Here is a 19,646-nt window from a genome sequence, read left to right as displayed (position 1 = left end):
CAATTTTAAAATTTAACGTTAAGCTGAATTCCCACTGTTCTGGCCGTAGGTAGCTGTCCCATTTCCACTCCCGGTGTAATCTGACTGTCATTAAGAGTTGCAGCTTCAGGATCGAATAACGGGAACTTTGTCCACATCCAAAGATTTCTTCCAAATAATGCTATTGTAAGATCGGTCAGTTTAAGCTGCTCCGTTACACTTTTAGGAAAAGTATAAGATATTCTTGCATCCCTTAATTTGACAAAAGAGGTATCAAATGAGTTGGTTTCTACATTGGCTCTTCTGTAATAATCAGCGTAATAAGCCGAAACGGCGACACCTTTGGTGTTTGGTGAGTAAGATCCGTCAGGATTTTGTATCACTCCTTCTCCTACGATCAGACCATTCGGATTATCTCTTCCGATCAGGGTATGCGTTAATTTACCCTGTTCAGTCATTTTGTGATGCGACTGGGAATAGGCCATTCCTTTGTATTGTCCGTCAAAAGAAAAGCTGATGGTAAAATTCTTGTATCTGAACTCGTTTTGAAGACCGGCCCTCCATTTCGGATATGCATTTCCTATCTTTTTCATCTCAGTTGGCTTCGCTGTTAAGCCGTCACTTCCATATACAACCTGTCCGTCAGGTGAATACATCAGTCCATAGCCATACATATCTCCCAATGATCCACCAACTACTGCATTATAATACACCACTCCACCTACACTGCCTAAAGTATAAGGCTGTCCCTGAAATTCATCCGGAAGTGAAAGGATCTTATTTCTGTTCATTGACCAGTTCGCATTTACACTCCACGAGAAATTTTTATTTTTAACGGGAAAGGTATTTAAAGTCATTTCCAATCCTCTGTTTCGTACCTCCCCTGCGTTGATGGTTCTTTTACTATATCCTGTTTCATACAGAGCCGGGATATCAACGATTTGGTCCTTAGAATTGTTCTGGTATGCGGTAATGGAATAGCTGATCCTGTTTTTAATTATACTGAAATCCATTCCGGCTTCAATATTGGTAAGCATCTCAGGTCTCAGGTTAGGATTAGGAAATAAAGAGGGAGCCTCTACTGATCCGGAGAACACACTGTTGTTATAATATTTTATAAGTTTATAAGGGCTTGTGTCATTTCCAACCTTTGACCAGGAAGCCCTTAATTTCCAGTAATTGAACTGGTTTGAGCTAAGTTTGAATATGTCTGAAAGAATAAAAGAAAGACCTGCGGAAGGGTAAAAATAGGATCTGTTGTTTTTAGGAAGTGTGCTGCTCCAATCATTTCTTGCCGTAAGGTCAAGGAAGATCTTATTCTGATACCCCAAAGTCACCAAACCATAGGCACTATTGACCTGCTTATCGTTTGGAGTTGCAAATTTTGTAATGTTGGCAATGCCATTGGGCAGTGTATAAACTCCCGGCTTCAAAAGACCGTCGGCGAGATAATCATACATCGTGTATTCGGAATAACGGATATTTCCTCCTACTGATGCGCTGAAATCAAAATCTTTAAATGTATTTTTATAAGTAAATAATAAATCGTTATTAAGGTCCATCTGTTTAATATGCTGCTCCCTGTACATTCCCTGAAGATAGTTGGCAGAACTCCATGGCCTTTGCTGAGTACGTTCTTCATTGGTGAACTCCATACCGGATCTGAACATGACCTCAAAGTTTTTGGCCAATTTATAGTTAAGGTTTATGTTTCCTGTGATAAAATTCTTATCCACCCCGTTTAACATTTCGTAGGCGATCATGTATGGATTATCAATATAGGAACTGAAGGGATGGATCTGATCCACCTGGTATTTATCTTTTTTCCATATTGGCCGATACCAGGCAAGATCTACATTCGGGTTCTGGAAAATCATGAAATAGGAAATCGATTGATTGCTGTAACCTGTCGCAGGCAGGTTATCACTTGTCATTTTATTATAGTTGAACTTAACTCCTATTTTTAATTTTTCATTGATCTTATGGTCAAAAGAAATCGCTGCATTAAATCTGTCGAAACCCGTATTAGGCATCATCCACTCATTTTTAAGATACGTTAATGAGGACCTGAAAGAGGTATTTTCATTGGATGCCTCTACAGCAATATTGTTTGAAAATGTGCTACCTGTTTGCCAGAAGCCTTTGATATTGTCTTTGTATGGTCTCCATAGTTGTCGTTCCGCACTCTGACCTTCCAATGTGGGATCATATTGAAAATAATATTGGCCTGCAAATTTCGGCCCGAATGCACTACTTGTACCACCCGTATTTACTCCATCCGGTGAAGCTCCATACGAATAGAAATAATTCCCTTTCGAATCCTTTTGCATAGTCCCCTGACCATACTCATACTGATAGTCCGGCCATTTTAGCACTGTATCATAGCTTGAATAGGAATTTAAGGTAACCTGTATTTTTCCCTTTTTGGTTTTTCCGGATTTAGTTGTGATCATTACTGCACCTCCCGCACCTCGTGATCCGTATAAAGCTGCTGCGGTAGATCCTTTTAAAACTGTTATTGTTTCAATGTCATCAGGGTTGATGCTGTTGATTCCATTCCCGTAATCAATAGGTAAATCAGCTTTTGCTCCTGCTCCATAGGCTGAAAATCCGGTACCTGTGGTTGAATTGCTCAATGGAACACCATCCACTACGATAAGTGCATTATTCTGATCCATATTCATCGAGATATCACCTCTAAGTTTGATGAGTGAGCTTCCTAAAGGCCCCGCTCCCGCTGTTTGGATCTTCAAACCGGCAACTTTACCTTCAAGAGCCTGAGCCCAGTTATTATTCTGGGTTCTTAACAGCTCTTCAGATTTGATGGTTTCAGCAACATATCCTAAAGATTTATCGTGTCTTTTAATACCTAAAGCAGTAACGACCACTTCATCAATATTTTTAATGGTATCTTTCCTGGCTTTCTGTTGGGCTGTCAGGCTGGAACTAACTAATCCCAAAAATGATAAAAACAATAGTTTCTGTTTCTGTTTACGCATATCTTTTTGTTTGCGCAAAAGTAAAAGCTACTGGTGAAGATGGTTTTAATACTATTTTAACATTTATTAAAAAAATATTAAACACAATATGAACTCATTATCAACAAGGGTTTGTACTTTTCTGGTTAACAGTACATTAAAATGATGAATATTATTTAATGCGACATGCATAACTTATTTCATTATCTTTATTGTCTTTTTATGATACACTACTTTTACATCACAATAAAAATCTAGTAATCAAATACTTGATCAACAGAATCGTTCTCATCTGAATGTATATTATAAAAAAAGCAGCTTGCCATGGGCAAGCTGCTAAAAAATATCTACGTTTAAATAAACTTTTAAGGCCTATTTACCTTTTAACTGATCAGGAATATTTGTTGTAATAAAACCGATTCCCTGGCTTTTTAATTTCTCGTAAACCGCAATATCATTCACAGTCCATGAATTGGTAATTAAACCCAATGCTTTAGCTTCGGAAATCCATGTCGGATTTTTGTCGAAAACACTGTAATGATAGTCCATCCCGTCCAAACCTTCATTTTTAATCTGTTCCGGAGACAATTCTCCATTAAGGTATTGAACTTTAAATTTCGGTTCTGCCTTTTTAATTTCTTTACAAATATTCAGGCTGAAAGAAATAAATTCACTCTGAGATTCCAGTTTCAGGTCCTTTATTGTTTTGATTGTTTTTTGAACCAGCTCATCTTCCTTTTCTTTTGTCTTATCGGGCTTAATTTCAACGATCAGCTTAAGAGACTTATCTTTCTTTCCCTGTTTCAGATAATCTTTAAGGGTCGGGAAGTTTTCACCGTTTGAGAGCTTCACTTTTTCCAACTCTTTGAAGTCTGTTTCGGAGATTTCCATTTTCCCGTGGTGTTCATCATGGTTAACGACCAGGACTCCATCCTTTGTCATTCTCACATCGAATTCAGCTCCATAAATCTTAAGTTTTTGGGCATTCTCCAACGATTTTAATGAATTTTCGGTGGTTGGAGGTTGTGTTTGCCAATAACCTCTGTGTGCGATAATCTGGGTTTGTGCCTTCATTGCAACTGTACTTAAAACTGCTAACCCTAAGATAAAATTTTTCATAATATAATCAGATAATTAAAAATGTCAAAGTCCGGGACTTTGACATAAAGGTAGTATTAAAATTTTAGAAAGTATATTTCGCTCCTAACTGAATCTGGTAAGGATTACCTGATAAAGGTTCTAATCCACTGGTATTCAGTTTATATTGATATTGTTGTGTTGCTGCATCAAATCCTGTAATTCTATACAATGCTGTATTTCCATAGGATTTATTGACTCCCCACTCTTTATTAAGAAGATTGGCAACATTAAAAATATCAACTGAAAGTTCAAATCCACCAATTTTTTCAAACTTGATCTTCTTAGCAATACGGATATCCCATACTCCATAGAAACCGTTCTTACCTCCATTACGTTCAGCAATTTTGTTATTGTAATCGCTGATATAGTTTTTCAATGCTTTACCTACTTCAGGGTTATCAATTAAAGTCTGTGTAAGATTCGGGAATATGTATGCCAGATCGTTCGTATCAACAAAATCTCCGTTCGTATTTCCTCCGGAAGTCACTGAGAATCTAGTTCCTCCTATCCCTGAATATCGTATACCTACGGTAAATCCAAAAAAGGTAGGTGAATTCCCATACAATACCACTTTATTACGGAACTGATTATCGGAATATGTCATTCTCAGATTTCTCGGGTCACTTTCAACCATTGTGGATAAAGTTGCAGAATTGGCAACATTCCCATTATATGAGGTATTATCCTTGATATCAGACCATGTGTAGCTTGCTGTAATTTCTCCATCTTTGTAATAACGGTAACTTGTATCAAATACAAACGAAAACTGATTTACTTTCCCGTCGCTTACAAGTTCAAGTACCCTTCCGAAATTATTATTAATTCTGCCTGCTTTCCAATCAACAGTTCCATTGGCATTTACTGTATTCAAAGGAACAAAAACACCTCTTCCCCCTTCATTATTTAATGTAAAATAAGGATTGGCTACCATGTTTCTGTCATAATAGAAATAATTGTTTCTTCCTAAGGCAGCATAAGCAGCAACACCCGCTCTGAATCTTTCATTAAAGAAGTGAGTATAGGAGATATTCGCCTTATAAACGATTGGAATTTTAGCATCTTTACCTGTGTAATTAATGGTAGGAATCTGATATTGTGATAAAGTAGGAACAGTTCCGTAATCATTCCTATAGCTGGTGAAGTTCGGGACAGGAACATCTTTACCAGTCACATCTACCGTTGCCAAGTGTCTTCCGTCAAATACAAGGTTGTTGATCACCATATAATTGTTGATATCCGAAGAGAAGATTCCTGCACCAAATTTCAAGAAGTCTTTACTTTCTTCATTGATATTCCAGTCAAATTGAAATCTGGGTTGAATAACGAATGATTTAATACGGTTATCGGTTCTGATTCCCATTTGATCATATAGCTTTTGATTAAGCTCGGCTTTCGGATATCCACCATAATCCAGCCTTAAACCAGCCATTAAGTCAAGTCCTTTAGCAATTTTTGTTTGAATCTGACCATATACGCCAACATTCCAAATGTTCGATTTTACAGAAGAATCATCCATTAAAGGAACCTCTCTGTAAAACCTGTAAGGCGTAAGGTTATTAAAATTATCAATTCCTAAGAATTGAAACCTTCCGTTCACCTCGCTACCATAAATAGATTTTGATTTTGTGTACATCAGGTCGATACCTGCTGTATATTTAATCTTATCTGTATTATAGTATAAATTGTCTACGATCTGGAATACATTATTTCTAAAGCTTTCCTGTCCGAAACGGTGTCCTCCGATCTGGATATTGGTTGTAAGGTCCTTTCCATCAATGGTAGAAGGTACACGTTCTACAATTGCCCTTGGAACAGCATGCCCCAGCTGATTGTTCTGATAGCTGTTCTGGTAAGTATATAAATATTGTGCTTTTAATTCGTTGGTGAGATTTGATTTCAGATTTGATCTTAATGTTAATAATAAGCTATTATCAAGGTTTTTGTCATTTCCATAAGATTCAAAAAAATTGATGGCCGTGTTATCTGCTAGTCCGTTTTTATTAAAATCATAAGTAAAATTATTTCTTAAGGTTAATAAGTTTTTAGGGTTGATCTGCCAGTCTAAACGTAGGAATCCGGCATCAGAATTCCTAACTTTATCAAAGCTTCCGAATTGCGGAGTATTTCCGACACCATATTTAGCTCTCCCAATATTTAAAACCTGATTAAGTGTTTCATTGGTTACATTAAACCTTAAAGCATCATCTTTCGTTCTTACATCTGCAATGATCAAAGGCCTGGAATCCAATTGATGATCCCATGCGGCAAAGAAATGCAACTTATTTTTAATAATCGGACCTCCTAAAGATACCCCGAACTGTGAGGTTGAAAAGTCGTTTACCCTTTCATTTCCCCTGATATCATATTTGCTGGATAACCATCCTGTTCTCAGATATTCCCAGGCACTTCCCGTAAAGGTATTGGTTCCTGATTTCGTTACAGCACTTACCGTACCTCCTCCACTTCTTCCCAATGTAACATCATACTGGTTGGTCGTAATTTTAAATTCACGTACTGCTTCAATTGAAATGGAATAAGGTGCGCCACTTCGGCTGGTTGTAGATCCTGCAGAAGTTGGATTCTTGGCAGTCATTCCATCGATGGTAAAGTTGGTGGAAGATCCTAATTGTCCTGATAAATTCCCTCCCTTTCCACTTAACGGAGACAATTCTGTAAGATTGGTGAAATTTCTTCCATTAACAGGCAATATCCCCATGTTTTTAGCAGAAATAGCTGTTGCCGCACCAAGATTTCCGATCTTGTTTTTAAGATTTCCCGTTACAACTACAGTTTCAATTACCTTTTCATGATCCCCAAGATTAACATCTACGGTAACCTGATCTCCAAAATTGACATTGTAGCCCTCTCTTTTTTCATCGTTTACAATAACCGTATAAGGACCACCAAGAGGAATTTCTTTAAAAATATACTCTCCTTTTGAATTGGTTTCAGTTTCTGTTCTAAAACCTGTAGACTCATTAACGATGGTTACCTTTACTTTTTCCTGGGCTTTAGTTCCGGTGATTTTTCCGGTAATGGATGCCTGTGTGGTCTGTGCATAAGCCATTGTACCAAAGCTCAAAAACAATAATCCCAATACAATCTTTACTTTTCTCATCTTTTCAAATTAGCTGGGGCAAAGGTATTGGGTCTGTACAAGCTTGCTATTTAAGGAAATTTTAACATTTCTTTAATTAAATTAGAACGATATGTTAAGCTATTACTAACAAATAAAATAAAGAAATGGCAATCAACAACTTATCATGTATTACAAATTTTTAATGTATCCATATTATTTAATTATGTTATTTTCTTAATGATATTAGTTTTAGCTATTTTTGCTTAAAAGAAAAAATAGCAATGTCCGAAAACATTCAACAAAAGATAGAACAGCTTCGTAAAGAACTTCATCAGCATAATGAAAATTATTATTTACTGGATGAACCTACCATTTCAGATTTTGAATTTGACCAATTATTAAAGGAACTTCAGGATCTCGAAGCAAAGCACCCGGAATTTTATGATGCCAACTCTCCCAGTGTACGTGTTGGAGGTGGGATCACTAAAGTCTTTCCTACTATTCAGCATCAGTTCAGAATGTATTCCCTGGATAATTCCTATGATTTTGATGATCTTGAAGACTGGGAAAAGCGAATTATTAAAACAATTACCGGCCCCGTGGAATTTGTTGCAGAATTAAAATATGATGGTGCTTCTATTTCTATTTTGTATGAAAATGGTAAACTGATACAGGGAGTTACTCGTGGAGACGGTTTCCAGGGAGATGAGATCACTGCTAACGTACGTACTATTTCAGACATTCCTTTGACACTGAAAGGAGATTTCCCGTATCGTTTTTTCATGCGTGGGGAAATATATCTCACGAGAAAAAATTTCGATAAAATCAATAAACTAAGAGAGGAAGAAGGATTAGATCCTTTTATGAATCCACGAAATACGGCAAGCGGAAGTTTGAAGATGCAGGATAGTGGTGAGGTAAGAAAACGCGGGCTTTCTTCTGTATTATATCAGTTTATTTCCGAGGAAATTCCGGCAGAAACGCATTGGGAATTGCTTCAAAAAGCTCAGACCTGGGGTTTCAAAACTTCCCAGCAGGCAAAACTTTGTAAAACTTTAGATGAAGTAAAAGATTTCATTACTTTCTGGGATACAGAACGACATAATCTTCCTTTTGAAATTGATGGTATTGTATTAAAAGTAAATTCTTTACAACAGCAGAGACAGCTTGGATATACTGCAAAATCACCTCGCTGGGCAATGGCCTATAAATTTAAAGCTGAAAAAGTAGAAACGGAATTACAAAGTGTATCCTATCAGGTCGGAAGAACAGGAGCCATTACTCCGGTAGCTAATCTGAAACCTGTTCTATTGGCAGGAACCACTGTTAAGAGGGCATCTCTTCATAATGAAGATATCATTAAAAAACTGGATCTGCATGAACACGATTTTGTTTATGTAGAAAAAGGAGGTGAAATTATACCTAAAATTGTGGGCGTCAACAAAGACAAAAGAACAGAAAAAAGCAGGGAGATCGAATACATTAAACATTGCCCTGAATGCGGAACCGAACTTATAAAAGTGGAAGATCAGGCGATTCATTTCTGTCCGAATGAACTTCACTGCCCTCCGCAGGTAGTAGGAAGAATGATTCATTATGTTTCAAGAAAGGCTTTAAACATAGAAAATTTAGGGAGCGAAACCATTGAACAACTGTACCGGGAAAAATTAATTGAAAATCCGGCAGACTTTTACACTTTAACCAAAGAGCAATTACTTCCGCTGGAAAGAATGGCTGAAAAGTCGGCACAAAATATTATCTCAGGAATTGAAAAATCTAAGGAAATTCCTTTTGAGAAAGTATTATATGGAATCGGTATCAAACATGTAGGAGAAACAGTTGCCAAGAAACTGGTTAAAAACTTCCCTACTATTGATGACCTGAAAAATGCAACTGCCGAAGAATTGTGTCAGGTGGAAGATATAGGAGGTAAAATTGCATATAGTATTGAAGCGTTCTTCAATAATCCGGAAAATATTTTAATGATTGAACGCTTAAAAACCTATGGTGTTCAGCTTGAAAAAGGAGAAAATACCAATGAAGTTTTATCCCATGTTCTTGATGGAAAAACATTCCTGTTCACCGGAAAACTGTCTCTGTTCACAAGAGAATCTGCAGAGGATATGGTGGAAAAACATGGTGGAAAAAATATTTCCGCGGTTTCTAAAAACCTTAATTATCTTGTTGTGGGCGAAAAAGCCGGCAGTAAATTGAAAAAAGCTCAGGATATCGGGACTATTGAGATCCTTGATGAACAGCAATTTTTAGATTTGATAGAAAATCAATAAAAAAAACAGACATTTTAACAATAATTAAATAATAAGCCATTGATATATACTATTGATGGCTTATTTTTGCTTTTTAAAATAAAAAAATAACTACTAACTAGTAATACATGAAAAAAATCTACTTAATCATTTCTCTGATTATATTTGCTATGTTTCAGGCACAGATTGTGAATATTCCAGATGCTAATTTTAAAGCCAAACTTCTGTCAGCAAACACAACAAACGGGATCGCATACAACAATAACCACCAAAAAATTGTAATTGATACAAACGGAGATAGTGAAATTCAGGTTTCAGAAGCATTGAATGTATCAGAACTTTTTATTCCCGGTCAAACAGGTAATATGATTGCTGATCTTACAGGTATCAATCAGTTTACCAATCTTACGGCTTTAAGTGCTTTTAATAATGCTTTGACTAATCTTCAAATAACAGGATTATCCAACCTTACACTTATACATGTAGCCAACAACAATCTTACTAACGTTTCTTTTGATAATTTGAACAGTCTGCAGACTTTATCTATCGCTAACAATCAACTTTCTGGTTTCTCAATTACTAACTCCCCCAATCTACAAAGTCTCTCATGTAGTGGAAATCAATTAGTATCGGTAGATATTTCCAATTTCCCAAATCTGGTCACTTTAGAATGTAATAATAATTTAATTACAACATTAATTTTAAATAACAATAATAATTTGACAAACATTGTTGCTTCACATAATAAGCTTGTAACCATTCCGTTTGGGGAGGCTCCTAATGTGGCAAATTTATATATTGATTATAATCTTTTTACTACTATTGATGTGGGACAACTTACACAGCTTGGTAATTTTAATTTTTCTAATAATCCCAATCTCGTAAGCTTTAATATTAAGAACGGAAAAAATAACTATACTCAAGGAGCAACTCCATATTTTTCAAACACACCAAGTTTAAGTTATATATGCGTTGATGATATCGAGTTGGGAGCGATAAATGCACTGGTCAATTATTACAATCAGCCTAATGTTGTATTAAACTCATATTGTTCTTTTGCTCCCGGAGGAAATTCTTATACCATACAGGGAAGCACGAAATATGATTCCAATAATAATGGTTGTGACATCAATGATCCTATAAAAGCGTTTCAAAAATTCTCAATAACAAATCCTTATAATGCCGGTAATATGATAGCAAATGCTTCAGGAAATTATTCAATTCCAGTTCAAGCCGGCAATTATACCATTACACCTGTATTAGAAAACCCTACTTATTTTAATATTTCACCAACAAATGTAACTGCAAATTTCCCTACACAAACAAGTCCCCTTACTCAAAATTTTTGCATGTCCGCCAATGGAACACATAACGATCTAGAAATTATCATTATTCCTGTGACTGCTGCTGTACCAGGTTTTGATACAAAATATAAAGTTTTTTTCAAAAATAAAGGTAACACATCACAATCGGGAACTTTGGTTTATAATTTTGATGACAATCTAATGAATTATCTAAACTCCACGATTGCTCCAAACACTCAGTCAACTGGAATATTATCCTGGAATTTTACCAATATTTTACCCTTCGAGACTAAAGAAGTTACATTAACCTTTACATTAAACACACCAACACAAACACCACCCTTAAATGGCGGAGATCTATTGCACTACACAGCACAGATTAATGGAGGTACAGATGATACACCAACAGATAATATATTTACTTTAAATCAACCTGTAGTTAATTCTTTTGATCCCAATGACAAAACATGCCTTGAAGGAACCTCAATTGCACAAGCAAAAGTTGGAGATTACGTTCATTACCTAATCAGATTTGAAAATACAGGGACAGCCAATGCGAAAAATATTGTGGTAAAAGACGAAATTGATCTTACGAAATTCGATTTATCCAGTTTGATTCCTCTTAATGGAAGCCATAATTTTGTAACGAGAATCAATGGAAATGTAGTCGAATTTATTTTTGAAAACATTCAGCTTCCTTTTGATAATGCGAATAATGACGGATATGTTTCATTTAAAATCAAAACAAAATCTAATTTGGTTATCGGAGATAGTTTCAGTAATACAGCCAAGATCTATTTTGATTATAATGCGCCTATCATTACGAATACTGCTACAACTTCTGTTCAGAATACCTTAGGAACATCCGAAATTACTAATGATAAAGACCAGTTCAGTATCTATCCGAATCCGGTAAAAGATATTGTATTCATAAAGTCAAAAGAGAAGATTGTAAAGGCAGAAATCTATGATACAGCAGGAAGGATTTTAAATTCAATAAGCGTAAGCAATAATTCTGTCAACACCTCTGAACTTGCTAAAGGAAGCTATATGATCAGATTGTTTACAAAAGATCAGGTTATGGTACAGAAATTCATAAAAAATTAATTTCAATTAAGTATATTTTTTAGATACCATTAAATAGCAATTAAGTAATGCTAAAATAACTCACATAAAAAATGATAAACCAATAAAATTTATGAAAAAACTTTACCTCATTCTTTTCGTAAGTATTCTGCCTATATTTAAAGCACAAATCTTAAATATTCCAGATCCGAACTTTAAATCTTATTTATTATCTGCAAATAATACAAATTATATCGCTCTCGACGTTAACCACAATCCTGTTGCTATAGATCTTAACGGCGACAACGAAATTCAGGCTAGCGAAGCAAGTTTAATAAAAACTCTTGATATTAATGGAACAACGAGTACAGTGGGATCGCAAATCGGCGATATTACAGGTATTAAAAGTTTCACAAATCTTACGAAACTCTCTGTACAATTTATACCGAACAATAACTTCACCTCTTTTGATGTTAGCGGGATGACTTCCCTTACAGAATTATTTGCTGCTGGTTATTATCTTTCAGCGCTTAATGTAGATAATTGTACCGGTCTTAAGAAATTGAATATTCAAGGTGGAAATTTCCAAACACTTACTTTAAATATTCCCTCTTTAACACATTTGTCTATTTCAGAGTATTTAAATTATTTAAATTTTCAAGGTTGCCCAAATATCAAAGTCCTAAATTTAGAACGAGTATTGCTAAGTAATATTAATCTAAGCGGTATAAATAATTTAGAAGAAGTTACGATTTCAAGTTACGGTTATTCATGGTTAAATAATACTATAAATATTAGTGGCTGTAATGATTTAAAAAAAATCTCCCTTTTTGGCCCGGACATACAATCTTTATCTGTTTCCAATAACCCATTGCTCACAGAAATTACCTCCAATTATAGCACTACAGTTCCTAATGTAACGATATCTAACAACCCACTACTAAAAAGTATTTCACTGGTTGATAATGAAATTACAAACCTGACAGTAACCGGATCCCCATTGCTCGAAATTTTTGATGTTGATGAAAATGCTCTTAACAGTATTGATTTAACAGGTTTTCCTATTCTTACAACTGTAAAGTGTTCAGAGAACCAACTCACATTATTAGATTTGAGTTCTAATCCTTTACTTTCTTACTTAGATTGTTCGGATAACAATATAAAGATTTTAAATTTTAAAAATGGAGGACAAGGTGTTCCATATAATTTCAATATTGATGATAATTCAGAATTACAATATGTATGTTGTGATTTACAGCATACCAATGCTGTTTTATCCTACTTGAATATGTATGGTTATACTAATGTTAATGTTAATTCTTATTGTTCTTTTACTCCTGGTGGAACTTTTTACACCATAAATGGAGACACAAAATACGATTCCAACAATAATGGCTGTGATATTTCGGATCCAGGAAAAGCATTTCAAAATTTCTTGGTTACAAGTGGGTCCTCCACTGCTAATTTTATTGCAAATTCGGCAGGGGTCCATTTCATACCGTTACAAGCTGGAACTCACACTATTAGTCCTATACTCGAAAATCCTACTTACTTTAATGTCTCGCCAGCAAATTTAATAACCACCTTTCCTACTCAAGCAAGCCCATTTACACAAAACTTTTGTTTAACGGCTAATGGAATACATAATGATTTGGAAATTATGATTATTCCAATTGAATCAGCAAGACCTGGATTTGATACAAAATATAAAGTTGTTTACAGAAATAAAGGAACTTCGGCACAATCAGGAACCTTAGCTTATAATTTCAATGACAATCTAATGAATTATCTAAGCTCCACGATTGCTCCTAATTCACAGTCAACTGGAATCTTATCCTGGAATTTCAACAATATCTTACCTTTTGAGACTAAAGAAATTACAGTAACCTTTAAATTGAATACTCCTACACAGACTCCTCCTTTAAACGGTGGTGATGTACTGCATTACACAGCACAAATCAACGGAGCTACAGATGATACTCCTTCAGATAATATATTTACATTAAACCAAATCGTTGTCAACTCTTTTGATCCTAATGATAAAACCTGTCTGGAAGGCTCTTCTATCACTCAGGCACAAGTCGGAGATTATGTTCATTATTTGATGAGATTTGAGAATACAGGAACGGCCAATGCTCAAAATATCGTAGTAAAGGATGAGATCGATACTTCAAAATATGATATATCCAGCTTAGTTGCACTGAATGGAAGCCATAATTTTGTAACGAGAATCAATGGAAATGTAGTCGAATTTATTTTTGAAAACATTCAGCTTCCTTTTGATAATGCGAATAATGACGGATATGTTTCATTTAAAATTAAAACAAAATCTAATTTGGTTATCGGAGATAGTTTCAGTAATACAGCCAAGATCTATTTTGATTATAATGCGCCTATCATTACGAATACTGCTACAACTTCTGTTCAGAATACCTTAGGAACATCCGAAATTACTAATGATAAAGACCAGTTCAGTATCTATCCGAATCCGGTAAAAGATGTTTTATTCATTAAGTCAAAAGAGAAAGTTGTAAAGGCAGAAGTCTATGATATAGCTGGAAGGATTTTAAATTCAATAAGCGTAAGCAATAATTCTGTCAATATCTCTGAACTTGCTAAAGGAAGCTATATGATCAGATTGTTTACAAAAGATCAGGTTATGGTACAGAAATTCATAAAAAATTAAATCACTTTACATCAATAAACGAAAGACTGCCTTAAGAAGCAGTCTTTTTTTATATGCTTGAACGATCACGTAAGAATTTATTGTATTTTTATTCAAGGTTTTAATTATACATCCATGGATTTTCTACAAGATCACTATTCCATTCAAAATGAACTGATACTGATATTTATTTCAGTTATGCTCGGGCTTTTTATCGGTGCTGAACGTGAATATAGAAATAAGTCTGCAGGACTTCGCACGTTTATTCTGGTATGTTTTGGATCTTGTCTTTTCACCATATTATCAATCAAAATAGGAGTTCAGAATCCAGATCGTCTGGCAGCCAATATTATTACCGGTATAGGTTTCTTGGGAGCAGGAGTTATTTTCAAAGGAGATAATAAAATCGATGGAATTACAACGGCAACAACCATCTGGGCAACTGCTTCAATAGGAATGGCTGTCGGTTCAGGATATGTATACTTTTCGTTGCTGGGCACTACATTGGTTCTTCTTGTCTTGAGCTCGTTAAGTTATTTGCAGAATTTTATCGACAATAATCATAAAATCAGGGAATATAAAATATCTATCTCCGCTTCTGATCACATCAGTCATTGTGAGGAATTATTCAGGAATAATCATTTAAAGTTTCTTATCATGAGACAGCAATATTCCAAAGACAGTTTAATTACGACCTGGAGACTTACGGGGAATACCCGGCAACACGAGCTTTTGATTAAGCAAATGATGAATGACCCTAAAATTATGTCCTATCAATTTTAAAATAAAAAATAAAGGCAGCAGCCTTTATTTTTTCTTGAAAACATACAGATCTTTATTGGGACCGGTAATTTCCTTTCCATTCAAATCAAGCTGAGTAAGATGGTTTTCACCGACCTTGTATTTGTAATTAGCGGATTTTCCTTTTAAAGTCACAATACTGCCCGTTTTATCCCACTCCAAGGTTCCTTTATCTTCATTCTTTGATTTTCTGTCGATATATTCTTCTGTAATATGGAACGTATTATCCTTATTCAATGTGAGAGAAGTTTTGATCCCCGGGCAATCTGCACATGGAACCACAGCCTCATAAGTTCCGTTCCAATCCAATGAATTCTGAGAGTTATGCCCATCAATCAAAGCGTTGCCAGCCACTGAATCCAATGGTTTTTGGATCGAAGCTGAATCTGTTTCCGGGGCAGAAAATATTTCTCTTTGTTTTTCTTTGGGTGAACATGAAGCCAGTAATATGGCCAGTACAGTTCCGGATAAAAAAGTTTTGTTTTCCATAAATATTATTTGTTTCTGGTCATTAAATAACGGGATCCATCCCATTATATTTTTTAATACAAAATATTAAATGCCATTATCTATGAATCTACCTCGTTTTCAGGATGACTTGTAACTTATAATCCTAATTTTCTTCGTAAATTGGACAAAATTTTTGATTATGATAAAAAAGATACTTTTATCTGCATTTCTTTTGCCTGCCGCAATGGCTTTTGCCCAACAATATGGGGGAATGTGGATTCCAACGGAGCTGAATGAAAAGGAAATGAAAGACCTGGGAATGAAAATCTCTGCAAAAGACATCTTCAATCCTCAAAAGGCCAGTATTAAGGATGCCGTTGTTCAATTTAACGGTGGCTGTACAGCAGAAATTATTTCTCCAAAAGGACTTTTATTAACCAATCATCACTGTGGCTTCGGACAAATTCAGGCACATTCTACAGTACAAAATGATCTTCTTTCCAATGGATTCTGGGCAACGAATATGAGCACCGAGCTTCCTAATCCCGGATTAAAAGTAGATTTTATTGTAGATATCAAAGAAGTAACCAATCAAATTCTGGAGGGTACGGATCATCTTTCCGAACCTGATCTTTCAAAAAAAATCAACAACAATATTGAGATATACAAAAATTCTCAAAAAATAGAAAATTATCAGTCTATCACTGTAAAGCCTATGTATTATGGAAATAAATACTATGCTTATACAATAGAAACTTATAAAGACATCCGTTTGGTAGGAGCACCGCCACAAAGTATAGGAAAATTCGGAAGTGATACGGATAACTGGGTATGGCCAAGGCATACGGGAGATTTCTCTATGTTCAGAATTTATGCAGATAAAAACAATAAGCCTGCAGAATATTCCAAAGATAATGTTCCTTATGTACCTAAACATTTTCTACCTGTTTCCATCAAGGATAAGAATGAAAATGATTTCACATTTGTATTTGGCTTTCCGGGAAAAACCACTGAGTATCTTCCATCAATTGCAGTTGAAAAAATCATGAATGAGATTGATCCTGCAAAAATTGCAGTCCGCGATGTCGCTTTAAAGACTTTGGATGAAAAAATGCGTGTGGACAATGCAACACGTATTAAATATGCTTCTAAATATGCTTCAGTGGCAAATTACTGGAAAAAATGGATTGGAGAAGTAGAAGGCCTGAAAAAGTCTAATGCTGTAGAAAAGAAAGTAATGTACGAAGGATCTCTGGTAGCTAAAAATCCGGAAATCAAAACAACATTAGACCAGCTGAATAAGCTATACACTGAGCAGGCTCCTTATGCTTTAAATAATGCCTATTATTCTGAGTTAATTAAAAATGCTGAGACATTAGCATTAGCTAATATGTATTCCAACTATATCTTATCCGTAGAAGCAGGAAGAATGGATGAGAAGGAAATTACAGCATTTAAAAATAAGCTGACTTCTTTCTATAAAGATTACAGTCCGGAGCTTGATGCAAAAGTAACTGCAAAGCTCCTTGCTCTGTATGCCAACAAAACAACCGCTCAGTTTTTACCAGCGGGATTTGATAAATTTAAAAACGAAGCACAGAACATTCAGAATATCGAAGAGATTTCTAAAAACTCTATCATTACCGGCAGAACAGCTGTAAATGGAGCTTCTTTAAGTGCAGATATTGACAAGGCATTTTCTAATCAGGATAAACTGGTAAGAACATTAAAAAAAGACCCTGTTTATCAATTATTTTCAAATATCAAAGACACTTATTCAAAAACAGCTGATCCTCAGTATACCTCAATCCAGACAAAAATTGATGCGCTGCAGAAAAAATTCATGCAACAGCAAATGTCGACCGATAAAGACAGAAAATTCTTCCCTGATGCCAACTCCACACTTCGTGTGACTTACGGTAAAGTAAAAGGTTCAAATCCGAGAGATGCTGTTTCTTATGGTTATCAAACTCATTTGGCAGGAGTTATAGAAAAATACATTCCGGGGGATTATGAATTTGATGTTCCTAAAAAGTTAATCGATCTTTACAATAAAAAAGATTTTGGAAATTATAAAGATAAGGGAGGTGATGTTCCTGTAGGATTTACGGCCACCAATCATACCACAGGGGGAAACTCAGGAAGTCCGGCTCTTGATGCTTACGGAAATCTAGTAGGATTAAATTTCGACAGACAATGGGAAGGAACTATGAGTGATATTAATTATGACCCCCGTTTTAGCAGAAACATTATGGTTGACACCAAGTACATTCTATTCATCATTGAAAAATTTGCCGATTCCAAGTGGCTGATTGATGAAATGAAAGTTATCAAATAATTCTTATCCATAATAAGATGTTTTAAACCCTATCTAAAGTTAGATAGGGTTTTTAATTGAAAAGATAATCTTTCCTTATCCAGGAGCAGTTAAGCGCAATTTAAGGATAGGTAAAATCTATATAAAATAACATACCGATCACTGAACAGTATGTATTTTTAATAAAAACTTTTTTATGAATGATAACCATCTTAAAATGTGTACGGAATGTGGTATACAATATCCGGAAAGCTATCAGGGCAATCTTTGCCTAATTTGTAATGACGAAAGACAATCAGTCCCTCAAAGCGGACAATCGTGGATTACCCATGAAAAGCTTCTGGAAAAGCATAGCATAAAAATTAAAAAACTAAATAATAACCTTTACGAACTGGTTGTTAATCCGAGGTTTTCTATTGGACAGCGGGCCTTGCTGGTACTTTCTAAAAACGGAAATATATTATGGGATTGCATTCCCCTTCTTGATGAAGCGGCTATTGCATTTATTAATTCTAAAGGGGGCTTAAAAGCTATTGCTTTCTCTCATCCGCACTATTATTCCAATATGAAAATGTGGGCAGATACCTTTAATTCTAAAATTTATATTCATGAAAACGATAAAGAATGGGTTGTAAATGGAGGTGATTTTGTAGAATACTGGACCGGTCATCAGCTTAATCTATGGAATCAATTAAAGCTTCACAATATTGGTGGCCATTTTGAGGGAAGTTCTGTCATAGAAATACCATGGATGAGCGAAAACGGAACGCTTTTAATTGGGGATACCATGTATCTTTCCCCATCTATGAATCATTTTGCCACAATGAGAAGCTATCCCAACAGAATTCCTCTTCCTTTGAACGAAATTAAAAGAATTGAAAAATGTTTTGAAGAAATAAACTACGATACCATCTACGGCTTTTATTCTTATCAGAATGTAGAAAAGAATGCCAGAGAAATTGTAGAGAAGTCATTTAGCAGATACCAGTGAGGAGTGAGGAGTGAAGAATTATGAATGATAAATAATAAATGATGATTGATATTTGATGGATGATCTTTTATCATTTATAATTCATCATTGATCAGTTATTACTTATTAATAGCCACTTATCATTCATCAATGATCATTTATCTTTTATTGCTATGGTATGGTAGGTATAGATATGTATAGTTATAAAACAAAAAAGTCTCATACAAATTCATGTATGAGACTTTTAATAAAAACTGGCGGCGACCTACTCTCCCGCTTGTCGCAGTACCATCGGCGCTGGTGGGCTTAACTTCTGTGTTCGGAATGGGAACAGGTGAGCCCCACCGCTAAAACCACCCTAAAGAAGGTATATAAGATATCAGAGGCTAGATTTCAGATTTCAGACTCATTATAAAGTCTGTCATCTGATGTCTTGTATCTGACATCTGTTTTATCGGTAAATTTCATCACAAAGGCAAAACCAGTATTGCACTTATAAGACTTGAATTAGTGTAACCTATAGGCTATAAATCTACGGGTAATTAGTACTACTCGGCTATGCTGTTACCAACTTTACACCTGTAGCCTATCAACGTGGTCATCTCCCACGACCCTTAAAAGATGTCTCATC

At 35.2% G+C, this 19,646-nt stretch carries 10 protein-coding genes and 2 rRNA genes; 6 read left to right on the top strand and 6 right to left on the bottom strand.

Annotated elements, in window-relative coordinates:
* Positions 1-5: 5 nt before the first annotated feature.
* The 3 genes from AC0INN_RS00060 to AC0INN_RS00050 all read right to left on the bottom strand — a co-directional run bounded on the left by AC0INN_RS00060 (position 6) and on the right by AC0INN_RS00050 (position 7,215).
* Entirely contained in the window at positions 6-2,978 is a 2,973-nt protein-coding gene (locus tag AC0INN_RS00060) for a SusC/RagA family TonB-linked outer membrane protein (RefSeq protein ID WP_273650888.1), read from the bottom strand.
* A gap of 351 nt (positions 2,979-3,329) precedes the next feature.
* A complete protein-coding gene (locus tag AC0INN_RS00055; protein ID WP_172276502.1) occupies positions 3,330-4,076 on the bottom strand; it encodes a glycerophosphodiester phosphodiesterase in 747 nt (248 codons plus the stop codon).
* A gap of 64 nt (positions 4,077-4,140) precedes the next feature.
* A complete protein-coding gene (locus tag AC0INN_RS00050; RefSeq protein WP_172276499.1) occupies positions 4,141-7,215 on the bottom strand; it encodes a TonB-dependent receptor in 3,075 nt (1,024 codons plus the stop codon).
* Positions 7,216-7,457: 242 nt separating this feature from the next.
* Between AC0INN_RS00050 and ligA the strand changes: the two genes are divergently transcribed.
* The 4 genes from ligA (at position 7,458) to AC0INN_RS00030 (ending at position 15,260) form a co-directional block, all read left to right on the top strand.
* Positions 7,458-9,464, top strand: a complete 2,007-nt coding sequence (ligA, locus tag AC0INN_RS00045; RefSeq protein WP_172276496.1) for an NAD-dependent DNA ligase LigA — start codon at positions 7,458-7,460, stop codon at positions 9,462-9,464.
* Positions 9,465-9,571: 107 nt separating this feature from the next.
* Positions 9,572-11,854 carry a DUF7619 domain-containing protein gene (locus AC0INN_RS00040; protein WP_306611106.1) on the top strand — a complete coding sequence of 761 codons (2,283 nt, stop codon included), beginning with the start codon at positions 9,572-9,574 and terminating at the stop codon, positions 11,852-11,854.
* Between the two features lie 91 nt (positions 11,855-11,945).
* On the top strand, positions 11,946-14,498 hold the full coding sequence (locus AC0INN_RS00035; RefSeq protein WP_273650886.1) for a DUF7619 domain-containing protein: 2,553 nt from the start codon (positions 11,946-11,948) through the stop codon (positions 14,496-14,498).
* Between the two features lie 114 nt (positions 14,499-14,612).
* Positions 14,613-15,260, top strand: a complete 648-nt coding sequence (locus AC0INN_RS00030) for an MgtC/SapB family protein (protein ID WP_172284681.1) — start codon at positions 14,613-14,615, stop codon at positions 15,258-15,260.
* Positions 15,261-15,284: 24 nt separating this feature from the next.
* Here the strand turns inward: AC0INN_RS00030 and AC0INN_RS00025 are convergent, their stop codons facing one another.
* On the bottom strand, positions 15,285-15,767 hold the full coding sequence (locus AC0INN_RS00025; RefSeq protein WP_172284679.1) for a copper resistance protein NlpE: 483 nt from the start codon (positions 15,765-15,767) through the stop codon (positions 15,285-15,287).
* Positions 15,768-15,927: 160 nt separating this feature from the next.
* On the opposite strand from AC0INN_RS00025, the gene AC0INN_RS00020 reads away from it, so the two are divergent.
* Complete coding sequence (locus tag AC0INN_RS00020) at positions 15,928-18,066, top strand: S46 family peptidase (protein ID WP_273650885.1); 2,139 nt, start codon at positions 15,928-15,930, stop codon at positions 18,064-18,066.
* Positions 18,067-18,241: 175 nt separating this feature from the next.
* Entirely contained in the window at positions 18,242-19,036 is a 795-nt protein-coding gene (locus AC0INN_RS00015) for an MBL fold metallo-hydrolase (RefSeq protein WP_273650884.1), read from the top strand.
* A gap of 231 nt (positions 19,037-19,267) precedes the next feature.
* On the opposite strand, the gene rrf is transcribed toward AC0INN_RS00015, so the two are convergent.
* Positions 19,268-19,376 (bottom strand): 5S ribosomal RNA (gene rrf / locus AC0INN_RS00010).
* Between the two features lie 160 nt (positions 19,377-19,536).
* Positions 19,537-19,646: ribosomal RNA gene (locus AC0INN_RS00005) — 23S ribosomal RNA — on the bottom strand; the annotation flags it as partial.

Source organism: Chryseobacterium subflavum (genome assembly GCF_055762745.1).
Note: the sequence above shows the minus strand (reverse complement) of the source record. Positions and strands in the feature narration are given on the sequence as shown.